Source organism: Pseudomonas sp. FBCC-B35, assembly GCF_059133755.1.
Map to the genome: position 1 here is coordinate 738193 of NZ_CP101439.1, position 10574 is coordinate 748766.

The window sequence follows — 10574 nt, forward strand, 5'->3', positions numbered from 1 at the left end:
GTGTACGCATGAACAGGTGGCCGCTGTGGGCGGCGCGCTGTTCACGGCAGGTAAGCTTCCCCTTGATGAAACGATCGGGCAACTAGTTGCCCGTATCATCACTCGGCGGGGAAGAGGGGCAAGCGCTAGTCTTCCTTGCCCTTGTTGCGCACGGCCCGCTGCAGCTCGCGGTTGGAATCGCGTTCGCGCACGGTATCGCGCTTGTCGTATTCCTTCTTGCCCTTACCCAGTGCGATTTCGCACTTGATCAGGTGCTTGCTCCAATACAGCGCCAATGCCACGCAGGTATAACCCTTTTGCGCCACGGCCGCTTCGAGCCGCTCGAGCTCACGCTTGTTGAGCAGCAGCTTGCGGGTGCGGATGGGGTCTGCGATGACGTGGGTGCTGGCGGTGGTCAGCGGGGTGATGTGGCTGCCGAACAGCCAGGCCTCACCGTCCTTGAGCAGCACGTAGCTGTCAACGAGGTGCGCCTTGCCGGCTCGCAGGCTTTTTACTTCCCAGCCGGACAGGACCAGCCCGGCCTCGAACTTGTGTTCGATGAAGTAATCGTGTCGCGCTTTCTTGTTCTGCGCGATGGTCCCGGTCGGATGTTTTTTTTGCTTAGCCATAGGGTCGGCATTATAGGCAAGTCCGCGCGTCGTCCGCTATGGGATTTCTGCGTGCTTGAGCCACTGGAATGAATACCGGACAATGCAGGCACTGTCATAGGTACAGAACCTGTAATCGGAATGCTGCGAAGCACCGCCACCCAGCCTAGGAAGTGACGCCTGGATGACTACCCATATTCAACGCTCCGCCCTGCTGCCGTATCCTGCCCAGGCCTTGTACGACCTGGTAAACGATGTAGCCAGCTACCCGGACTTCTTGCCCTGGTGTTCCGACTCGACGGTGCTCGAAGCCAGCGAAACCCACATGCGCGCCAAGCTCGAGGTGGCCAAAGGCGGTATCAGCCAGCACTTCGTTACCCGCAATGTGCTGGTGCCGGGGGAATCCATCGAGATGAACCTGGAGGAGGGGCCGTTCACCCAGCTGCATGGCATCTGGGTGTTCAAGCCGCTGGGCGAGAAGGCCTGCAAGATCAGCTTGGACCTGTCGTTCGACTATGCCGGCTCATTGGTGCGCGCCACGCTGGGGCCGCTGTTCAATCAGGCAGCCAATACCCTGGTGGATGCGTTCTGCGAGCGTGCCAAGCAGTTGTACGCTGCTTCGTAAGGTCTGCAATCGAGGTATCGCCAAGCGCCTCCAGTGGCAGGAGGCGGTGACGTTTGATTGGCAGCGTTTCTTGCAGCAATGAAAAAGCCCGGACACTGTCCGGGCTTTTTTGTATCAGCGCGTTTAGCGCGTTTCCAGCGGTGCCGGTGTCGGCACTGGCGTGGTTTCGATGGTGTCGATTTCGCGCTGGATGGATTCCTCGACCGAGCCTGGTTTGGCCGGTTTTTCTTCCGGCTGGGCTGCCGGCTGCTCGCCGTTGGCGCCTGGGCTGACCGTGGTGTCACCGCTGCCACCGAGGATTTCCTGGTCGCGGCTGACGCCCGGCATGAAGTCGCCAGACAGGCTTACCAGCTGGTCGCTTTCATTGAAGAAAATGCTCATGCGTTCCTGTTGGCGCTGACCGCCACCAGGTTGCAGGCTGTAGAGGTAATCCCACCGGTTGGTGTGGAACGTATCCTGAATCAGAGGGTTACCCATGATAAACCGCACTTGCCGCCGGGTCATTCCCGGACGCAATTGGTCTATCATGTCTTGCGTGACGACATTGCCCTGCTGGATGTCGATTTTGTAAACCCCGGGAAACGAGCAACCGGCGAGTGCGAGCAGTCCCACGAAGGTGAGGCTGGTTAGCAAGAGCTTGGTGTTTTGCATCGGTGGGCGACTTCCACTATCTTGGCTGGACAACGTAAACACCGATCATACCCGTATTAAGAGAAGCTGCGAAGCAGCATCGGCGAGAAAGCTGACCATGGTTGAAAATAGCGAATTGCGCAAAGCCGGTCTCAAGGTGACCCTGCCTCGAGTCAAGATCCTTCAAATGCTCGACTCTGCCGAGCAGCGTCACATGAGCGCCGAAGATGTGTACAAGGCCCTCATGGAGGCAGGCGAGGATGTTGGCCTGGCCACCGTGTACCGTGTACTGACCCAGTTCGAAGCAGCAGGTCTGGTGGTTCGCCACAACTTCGACGGCGGTCATGCGGTGTTTGAACTGGCCGATGGCGGTCACCACGACCATATGGTCAACGTGGATACCAGTGAAGTCATCGAGTTCATGGACGCCGAGATCGAGAAGCGTCAGCGTGAAATTGTCGAAGAGCACGGTTTCGAGCTGGTGGACCACAACCTGGTCCTTTATGTGCGTAAGAAGAAGTAACGATTACTTCGTTCTTAAACAGCAAAGGCGACCCTAGGGTCGCCTTTGTTTTTTCTGCAAGCGGTGGTGTTGGCCGTTACCCCGGCCCTTTGCCGAATGACTTCAGGCCTTGCCGCTGACCACCATCTTGCGCGCATGGGCCAGCGATTCCTTGGTCAGGTCGATGCCACCCAGCATGCGCGCCACTTCCTCGACCCGCTCGCGTTTGCCAAGGCTGGCCACAGCCGTATGCGTGGTATCGCTCTCGCGGACTTTGTGCACGAACAGGTGATGATGGCCTTGAGCGGCCACCTGGGGCAGGTGGGTGACGGTCAACACCTGGCCGCGCTCGCCCAGGCGACGCAACAGTTGGCCCACGATTTCCGCCGTCGGCCCGCCGATGCCTACGTCCACTTCGTCGAACACCAGGGTAGGGATGCGCGAGGTCTGGGCCGTGATGACCTGGATCGCCAGGCTGATCCGGGACAGTTCGCCGCCCGAGGCGACTTTGGACAGCGCCTTGAGGGGTTGGCCGGGGTTGGCGCTGACCAGCAATTCGATCTGCTCGAGCCCATTGGGTGAAAGGTCGGCCGTCTCATTGGGCGTGAGCTGAATGCAGAAGCGACCGCCGGGCATGCCCAGGCGCTGGATTTCCTGCTCGACAGCCTCTGCCAGCTGCTTGGCGGCATGCTGACGCAGCCCGCTCAGTTCGCGGGCCTTCTCTTTATAGTGCTGAGCGAATGCAGTCATCTCTTCGCCCAGGCGTTCCAGCGATTCGTCGCTGGCGTTGAGCCCTTCGAGTTCCTCCATCAACTGCTGCTGCAGGTGAGGTAGCTCTGTGGGGTGCACCCGGTGCTTGCGCGCCAGGGTATAGATGGTGTCGAGGCGTTCTTCCAGGGCCTGCAGGCGCATGGGGTCGGCATCGAAGTTGTCGAGGAAACGGTTGAGCTCGCCCACGGCTTCTTCCACCTGAATCTGCGCGCTGGCAATCAGGTTGGCCGCTTCCGACAGTGCCTTGGGGGCATTGCTGGCAGCGCCTAACCGATTGAGGCTGGAGGTGAGCGCGCCAAGCACATTGCCTGAATCGCTTTCACTGCACTGGTCGATGACCTGGCGGCAAATGCCGAACAGGGCCTCGGCGCTGGTGAGGTTCTTGTGCTCCTGCTCCAGGTGCTCCAGCTCGTTTTCGCCCAGGCCCAGGTTGTCCAGCTCTTCGAGCTGGTAGCTGAGCAGCTGGTGACGGGCCCGCTGTTCGTCGCCGGAATTGGACAGGCGCTCCAGTTCGAGTCGCGTCTGGTTCCAGCGCTTGGCCGCCATTTGCACCTGCCGGGCCAGGTCGATGGCCCCGGCGTACTCGTCGAGCAGGCGCCGGTGGGTGTCGGCCTTGAGCAGGGACTGGTGCTCATGCTGGCTGTGGATGTCGATCAGCAGCTCGCCCAGGGCCTTGAGGTCGCCGAGCGGGCAGGGCGTGCCGTTGATGTAGCCACGGCTGCGGCCTTCGGCAGTGATGACACGCCGCATGATGCACAGCCCATCGCTGGCGAGGTCGCGTTCGGCCAGCCAGGTGTGGGCTTCGGGAATGTCAACCAGGTCGAACGTGGCGAGGATGTCGGCCTTGTCGGTGCCGGGGCGTACCACACCGCTGTCGGCGCGGTCGCCCAGGGCCAGGCCCAGGGCATCGAGCATGATCGACTTGCCCGCACCTGTCTCGCCCGTGATCACGGACATGCCGCGGGCGATTTCCAGGTCGAGGTGTTCGACGATGGCGTAGTTGTGAATGGACAGGTGCACCAGCATGAGGGCGACTCCAGAAAGTCATGTCTGGTTATTTATACAGTAGTTTTTTCCAGCCTGCCAATGCCCTTTTGGCGCAAACGCTTGAAGGCGTAAAAACCGGGTTGCCCCTTGAAGCTGTATTTTCCGGCCCCATATACGCCACATCACCGGCGAGCCTGGCTCGCAGTCCACCAAATTGCGCAGGAGATATCCCATGGCTGATGAGCAGCTGAACGAGAAAGACCTCAACGTCGAGCAAACCGGTGCCGACAACGCAGCTGATGCCCGCGTGCTGGAACTCGAAGAACAGCTGGCCGCGGCCAAGGACCAGTCGCTGCGTACCGTGGCCGAACTGCAGAACATCCGTCGTCGTGCCGAGCAGGATGTGGAAAAGGCGCACAAGTTCGCCCTGGAAAAATTCTCCACCGACCTGCTGCCTGTGATCGACAGCCTGGAACTGGCCCTGGCTCACTCCAGCGCCCAGGACGAACACGTCAAGCAGATCCGCGAAGGCGTCGAGCTGACCCTGAAGATGTTCCAGGACACCCTCAAGCGCTACAACCTCGAAGCCATCGACCCGCACGGCCAGCCGTTCAACCCTGAGCATCATCAGGCCATGGCCATGCAGGAAAACGCCGAGGTCGAACCCAACAGCGTATTGAACGTGTTCCAGAAGGGCTACCTGCTCAACGGCCGCCTGCTGCGCCCCGCCATGGTGGTGGTCAGCAAGGCGCCGAGCGCAGCGCAACCTTCTATCGATGAAAAGGCTTGAAATCCTTCCGGGCATCCCCATCTAGGTGTCAAGCCTTCAAGTATTACCGCAGTTGGCCACAGTAGCCGCTGCTACCTCATTCAAGTTTCGGGAGAGTTAACATGGGCAAGATCATCGGTATCGACCTGGGGACCACCAACTCGTGCGTCTCTGTGCTGGAAAACGGTAACGTCAAAGTCATCGAGAACGCCGAGGGTGCGCGTACCACCCCCTCGATCGTGGCCTACGCCAACGACGGCGAAATCCTGGTCGGCCAGTCGGCCAAGCGCCAGGCCGTGACCAACCCGCACAACACGCTGTTTGCCGTCAAGCGCCTGATCGGCCGCCGCTTCGAAGAAGACGTCGTGCAGAAAGACATCAAGCTGGTGCCTTACAAGATCGTCAAGGCCAACAACGGCGACGCCTGGGTTCAGGCCAGCGGCAAAGACATGGCCCCGCCGCAGATCAGCGCTGAAGTGCTGAAGAAAATGAAGAAGACCGCCGAAGACTACCTCGGCGAGCCTGTGACCGAAGCGGTCATCACCGTGCCGGCCTACTTCAACGACAGCCAGCGTCAGGCCACCAAGGACGCCGGCCGCATCGCCGGTCTGGACGTCAAGCGCATCATCAACGAGCCGACCGCCGCTGCACTGGCCTACGGCATGGACAAGGCCAAGGGCGACCACACCGTCATCGTCTATGACCTGGGTGGTGGTACCTTCGACGTATCGGTCATCGAAATTGCCGAAGTCGACGGCGAGCATCAGTTCGAAGTACTGGCCACCAACGGCGACACCTTCCTGGGTGGCGAAGACTTCGACATGCGCCTGATCGACTACCTTGTCGACGAGTTCAAGAAAGAGTCCGGCATGGACCTGAAGAACGACCCGCTGGCCCTGCAGCGCCTGAAGGAAGCTGCTGAAAAGGCCAAGATCGAGCTGTCCTCGGCCCAGTCGACCGACGTCAACCTGCCGTACATCACTGCAGATGCAACCGGTCCGAAGCACTTGAACGTGAAGATTTCCCGCGCCAAGCTGGAATCGCTGGTCGAAGACCTGGTCAGCCGCACCATCGAGCCTTGCCGCATTGCGCTCAAGGACGCCGGTATCGACGCCAGCAAGATCGACGACGTGATCCTGGTCGGTGGCCAGACCCGTATGCCGCTGGTTCAGAAAGCCGTTGCCGACTTCTTCGGCAAGGAAGCGCGCAAGGACGTGAACCCGGACGAAGCCGTTGCCATGGGTGCCGCCATCCAGGGCGCAGTATTGGCCGGTGACGTGAAGGACGTTCTGCTGCTGGACGTCAGCCCGCTGACCCTGGGTATCGAAACCATGGGCGGCGTGATGACCTCGCTGATCGAGAAGAACACCACCATCCCGACCAAGAAGTCGCAGGTGTTCTCGACGGCCGACGACAACCAGGGCGCCGTGACCATTCACGTGCTGCAAGGCGAGCGCAAGCAGGCGGCACAGAACAAGTCGCTGGGCAAGTTCGACCTGGCTGACATTCCGCCAGCACCACGTGGCGTGCCGCAGATCGAAGTGACCTTCGACATCGACGCCAACGGCATCCTGCACGTCAGCGCCAAAGACAAGGCCACTGGCAAGTCGCAGTCCATCGTCATCAAGGCCAACTCCGGCCTGTCGGACGACGAAATCGAGCGCATGGTGCGTGACGCCGAGGCCAACGCCGAGGAAGACCGCAAGTTCGAAGAGCTGGCCGCTGCCCGTAACCAGGGTGATGCACTGGTTCACTCGACCCGCAAGATGGTCGCCGACGCGGGTGACAAGGTCACCGCCGAAGAAAAGACTGCCATCGAAGCGGCCGTGGTCGCCCTGGAAACCGCCGTCAAAGGCGACGACAAGGCTGCCATCGACGCCAAGGTCGAAGAGCTGTCCAAGGTCTCTGCGCCGGTTGCCCAGAAGATGTACGCCGAGCAGTCGGCTGAACAGCCTCAGGGCGGCGCGCAGCAGGCCGAGCCGGAAGCCAAGCACGATGACGTGGTGGACGCCGAGTTCGAAGAAGTGAAAGACAACAACAAGCAGTAATCCTGCAAGTTGTCGGCCAGTGCACCGCCGTTTGGCGGTGAACTGGTAGGATGTCGCCGCGCGGGGGCTTGCTCCCGCGTTGACGTATCTGGAATTCGAGAATTTTTGCAGCATTTGTCAGCCCCTCATGGGGAGCAGGTGCTGACGGCGCGGCGCAGATGCCGGACGCCCAACAAGGTGCAAATGACCTATGTCCAAGCGTGATTATTATGAGGTCCTGGGTGTCGAGCGCGGCGCCACGGATGCTGACCTCAAGAAAGCCTATCGCCGGTTGGCGATGAAGTACCACCCCGACCGCAACCCGGGTGACAAAGAGTCCGAAGACAAATTCAAGGAAGCCAACGAGGCCTACGAGGTTCTGTCGGACGCCAGCAAGCGCGCAGCGTTCGACCAGTATGGCCATGCTGGTGTCGACCCGAGCATGGGTGGCGGCGGGGCCGGTTTCGGGGGCGCCAACTTCTCCGATATCTTCGGTGATGTGTTCAGCGATTTCTTCGGCGGCGGCCGGGGTGGTGGACGCGGTGGCGCCCAGCGCGGCAGCGACCTGCGCTACACCCTGGAGCTGAACCTGGAAGAAGCCGTACGCGGCACCACGGTCAGCATTCGCGTGCCGACGCTGGTCAACTGCCAGCCGTGCGATGGCAGCGGTGCGAAGAAAGGCTCCACCCCGTCGACGTGCCCGACCTGCGGCGGTATCGGCCAGGTGCGCATGCAGCAGGGCTTCTTCTCGGTGCAGCAGACCTGCCCGCGCTGCCATGGCCAGGGCAAGATCATCACCGACCCTTGTGGCGCCTGCCACGGCGAAGGCCGCGTCGAGGAATACAAGACCCTGTCGGTCAAGGTGCCAGCAGGCGTCGACACCGGTGATCGCATACGCCTGTCGGGCGAGGGCGAAGCCGGCGCGCACGGTGGGCCGACCGGCGACCTGTACGTGGTGATCAACGTGCGTGAGCACGAGATCTTCCAGCGTGATGGCAAGCACTTGTACTGCGAAGTGCCGATCAGCTTCACCGATGCTGCGCTCGGTGGCGAACTCGAGGTGCCAACCCTCGACGGTCGGGTCAAGCTGCGCATTCCCGAAGGCACCCAGACCGGCAAGCAGTTCCGCCTGCGTGGCAAGGGCGTGGCGCCTGTGCGCGGTGGTGGTGCGGGCGATCTACTGTGCCGCGTGGCGGTGGAGACGCCGGTCAACCTCAGCCGTCGCCAGCGCGAGCTGCTTGAAGAGCTGCGTGATTCGCTCGAAGGCGACAGCTCCCATTCGCCCAAGGCCAATGGCTGGTTCGATGGCGTGAAGCGTTTCTTCGGCGATCTCTGACAAGGAAAAGGCTATGCGACGTATTGCAGTGATGGGCGCGGCAGGGCGAATGGGCAAGACCCTCGTCGAAGCCGTGCAGCAAACCGCAGGTGCCGGACTCACGGCTGCCATCGACCGCCCGGACAGCACGCTGGTGGGTGCGGATGCAGGCGAGTTGGCGGCCCTGGGGCGCATTGGCGTGCTGCTGTCAGACGACCTGGCCAAGGTTGCCGATGACTTCGACGTGCTGATCGACTTCACCCATCCATCGGTCACCCTGAAGAACCTGGCGTTCTGCCGCAAGCATGGCAAGGCCATGGTCATCGGCACCACCGGGTTCACCGTGGAAGAAAAGCACCTGCTGGCCGAAGCGGGCAAAGACATCCCGATCGTGTTCGCGGCCAACTTCAGTGTGGGCGTCAACCTCAGCCTCAAGCTGCTGGACATCGCGGCGCGTGTGCTGGGCGATGACGTCGATATCGAGATCCTCGAGGCGCATCACCGCCATAAGGTCGATGCGCCTTCGGGCACCGCGCTGCGCATGGGTGAAGTGGTGGCCAATGCGCTGGGGCGCGACCTGCAGGAAGTGGCGGTGTATGGCCGCGAAGGGCAGACCGGTGCACGTGATCGCAAGACCATCGGCTTTGCCACGGTGCGCGCCGGCGATGTGGTCGGTGATCACACGGTGCTGTTCGCTGCCGAGGGCGAGCGCCTGGAGATCACCCACAAGGCCTCCAGCCGCATGACATTCGCCAAGGGTGCCGTGCGAGCGGCTTTGTGGCTGGACGGGCGCGAGCCTGGCCTGTACGACATGCAGGATGTGCTCGAGCTGCACTGAGCCATCGGTCGTGACCAGGGCAACCTGCCGCCGCTGACGCGCACCTGTGCGGGTCTAGGCGGTGGGGCTCGCTTCTGGCGCGTGGCTCTGACAGCGGTCTGTCGCATTCATGTGTTTAAGAGGCACATATGCGGTAGACCCAAAACGCACTTTTCTGTAAGCTACAGCTTTAGTGTGTCCACTAAAAGCGCGCAGCGAATTGAATTCAGCACATAAAAGCGGGGTGACGTGTCCATACGTCACTCCGCTTTTTTGCAACCTGCGATCGCCCTTTCATGCTTGATTTTCGGGAGGTCTTCTTGACAAAGCCAGCCATACTCGCCCTTGCCGACGGCAGTATTTTCCGCGGTGAGGCAATCGGTGCCGACGGCCAGACCGTTGGTGAGGTGGTATTCAACACCGCTATGACCGGCTACCAGGAAATCCTTACAGACCCTTCCTACGCGCAGCAAATCGTTACCCTGACCTACCCGCACATCGGCAACACCGGCACCACGCCGGAGGACGCAGAATCCAACCGCGTCTGGTCGGCCGGCCTGGTCATTCGCGATCTCCCGCTGCTGGCCAGCAACTGGCGTAACACTCAGTCGCTGCCCGAGTACCTCAAGGCCAACAACGTGGTGGCCATTGCGGGTATCGACACCCGCCGCCTGACCCGAATCCTGCGTGAAAAGGGCGCTCAGAACGGCTGCATCCTGGCCGGTGACGACATCAGCGAAGAAGCCGCGATCGCTGCTGCGCGCGGCTTCCCAGGCCTTAAAGGCATGGACCTGGCCAAGGTGGTTTCCACCAAGGAACGCTACGAATGGCGCTCCAGCGTGTGGGAGCTCAAGACCGACAGCCACCCCACCCTCGAAGCTGCCGACCTGCCTTACCATGTGGTTGCGTTCGACTACGGCGTCAAGCTGAACATCCTGCGCATGCTGGTCGCCCGTGGCTGCCGCGTCACCGTGGTACCGGCCCAGACGCCGGCGAGCGAAGTGCTGGCTCTCAACCCGGACGGCGTTTTCCTGTCCAACGGCCCGGGCGACCCTGAGCCTTGCGACTACGCCATTCAGGCGATCAAGGAAATCCTGGAAACCGACATCCCGGTCTTCGGCATCTGCCTGGGTCACCAGCTGCTGGCCTTGGCCTCCGGCGCCAAGACCGTGAAGATGGGTCACGGCCACCACGGTGCCAACCACCCGGTTCAGGACCTCGATACCGGTGTGGTCATGATCACCAGCCAGAACCACGGCTTTGCGGTAGACGAAGCGACCTTGCCTGGTAACGTGCGCGCCATTCACAAGTCGCTGTTCGACGGCACCCTGCAGGGTATCGAGCGCACCGACAAGAGCGCGTTCAGCTTCCAGGGCCACCCTGAAGCGAGCCCAGGCCCGACCGACGTCGCGCCCCTGTTCGATCGTTTCACCGATGCCATGGCCAAGCGCCGCTGAGTCTCCTGCTTCAAGGCCCCGGGCGGCATGTGCCATGCCCGGATGCGCCTGACCCAGATTGTTCAATGCGGCTTGCCGACTGACCCC

At 61.6% G+C, this 10574-nt stretch carries 10 protein-coding genes; 7 read left to right on the forward strand and 3 right to left on the reverse strand.

Features of this window, described 5'->3' with window-relative positions; translation table 11 throughout:
• Positions 1-125: 125 nt before the first annotated feature.
• Positions 126-608, reverse strand: a complete 483-nt coding sequence (smpB, locus tag NMB38_RS03240; RefSeq protein WP_023533119.1) for an SsrA-binding protein SmpB — start codon at positions 606-608, stop codon at positions 126-128.
• A gap of 163 nt (positions 609-771) precedes the next feature.
• On the opposite strand from smpB, the gene NMB38_RS03245 reads away from it, so the two are divergent.
• Complete coding sequence (locus NMB38_RS03245; RefSeq protein ID WP_028687805.1) at positions 772-1212, forward strand: type II toxin-antitoxin system RatA family toxin; 441 nt, start codon at positions 772-774, stop codon at positions 1210-1212.
• A gap of 123 nt (positions 1213-1335) precedes the next feature.
• Here NMB38_RS03245 and NMB38_RS03250 read toward each other — a convergent pair whose 3' ends face one another.
• Positions 1336-1863: an outer membrane protein assembly factor BamE gene (locus NMB38_RS03250; protein ID WP_023533140.1), complete on the reverse strand. Its 528-nt coding sequence runs from the start codon at positions 1861-1863 to the stop codon at positions 1336-1338.
• Positions 1864-1960: 97 nt separating this feature from the next.
• Here NMB38_RS03250 and fur point away from each other — a divergent pair, with 97 nt between their 5' ends.
• Positions 1961-2365 carry a ferric iron uptake transcriptional regulator gene (gene fur, locus NMB38_RS03255; RefSeq protein ID WP_023533128.1) on the forward strand — a complete coding sequence of 135 codons (405 nt, stop codon included), beginning with the start codon at positions 1961-1963 and terminating at the stop codon, positions 2363-2365.
• A 102-nt stretch (positions 2366-2467) separates the two neighbouring features.
• Here fur and recN read toward each other — a convergent pair whose 3' ends face one another.
• Positions 2468-4141, reverse strand: a complete 1674-nt coding sequence (recN, locus tag NMB38_RS03260) for a DNA repair protein RecN (protein ID WP_490805831.1) — start codon at positions 4139-4141, stop codon at positions 2468-2470.
• A gap of 193 nt (positions 4142-4334) precedes the next feature.
• On the opposite strand from recN, the gene grpE reads away from it, so the two are divergent.
• From grpE to carA, 5 genes are all read left to right on the forward strand, one after another.
• Positions 4335-4892, forward strand: a complete 558-nt coding sequence (grpE, locus tag NMB38_RS03265; RefSeq protein ID WP_027915422.1) for a nucleotide exchange factor GrpE — start codon at positions 4335-4337, stop codon at positions 4890-4892.
• 101 nt (positions 4893-4993) lie between these two features.
• Positions 4994-6919 carry a molecular chaperone DnaK gene (gene dnaK, locus NMB38_RS03270; protein WP_023533180.1) on the forward strand — a complete coding sequence of 642 codons (1926 nt, stop codon included), beginning with the start codon at positions 4994-4996 and terminating at the stop codon, positions 6917-6919.
• 190 nt (positions 6920-7109) lie between these two features.
• Positions 7110-8234 carry a molecular chaperone DnaJ gene (dnaJ, locus tag NMB38_RS03275; RefSeq protein WP_027915421.1) on the forward strand — a complete coding sequence of 375 codons (1125 nt, stop codon included), beginning with the start codon at positions 7110-7112 and terminating at the stop codon, positions 8232-8234.
• A 13-nt stretch (positions 8235-8247) separates the two neighbouring features.
• Complete coding sequence (gene dapB, locus NMB38_RS03280) at positions 8248-9051, forward strand: 4-hydroxy-tetrahydrodipicolinate reductase (RefSeq protein WP_028687807.1); 804 nt, start codon at positions 8248-8250, stop codon at positions 9049-9051.
• Positions 9052-9350: 299 nt separating this feature from the next.
• Positions 9351-10487, forward strand: coding sequence for a glutamine-hydrolyzing carbamoyl-phosphate synthase small subunit (gene carA / locus NMB38_RS03285; RefSeq protein ID WP_027915419.1), 1137 nt, complete (start codon positions 9351-9353; stop codon positions 10485-10487).
• The last annotated feature ends 87 nt before the right edge of the window (positions 10488-10574 follow it).

Bases quoted from the DNA above. Each gene is read 5' to 3' on its own strand.
- dapB (WP_028687807.1), top strand. From the start codon at position 8,248: ATGCGACGTATTGCAGTGATGGGCGCGGCAGGGCGAATGGGCAAGACC.
- recN (WP_490805831.1), bottom strand. From the start codon at position 4,141: ATGCTGGTGCACCTGTCCATTCACAACTACGCCATCGTCGAACACCTC.
- dnaK (WP_023533180.1), top strand. From the start codon at position 4,994: ATGGGCAAGATCATCGGTATCGACCTGGGGACCACCAACTCGTGCGTC.
- fur (WP_023533128.1), top strand. From the start codon at position 1,961: ATGGTTGAAAATAGCGAATTGCGCAAAGCCGGTCTCAAGGTGACCCTG.
- dnaJ (WP_027915421.1), top strand. From the start codon at position 7,110: ATGTCCAAGCGTGATTATTATGAGGTCCTGGGTGTCGAGCGCGGCGCC.
- grpE (WP_027915422.1), top strand. From the start codon at position 4,335: ATGGCTGATGAGCAGCTGAACGAGAAAGACCTCAACGTCGAGCAAACC.
- NMB38_RS03245 (WP_028687805.1), top strand. From the start codon at position 772: ATGACTACCCATATTCAACGCTCCGCCCTGCTGCCGTATCCTGCCCAG.
- NMB38_RS03250 (WP_023533140.1), bottom strand. From the start codon at position 1,863: ATGCAAAACACCAAGCTCTTGCTAACCAGCCTCACCTTCGTGGGACTG.
- smpB (WP_023533119.1), bottom strand. From the start codon at position 608: ATGGCTAAGCAAAAAAAACATCCGACCGGGACCATCGCGCAGAACAAG.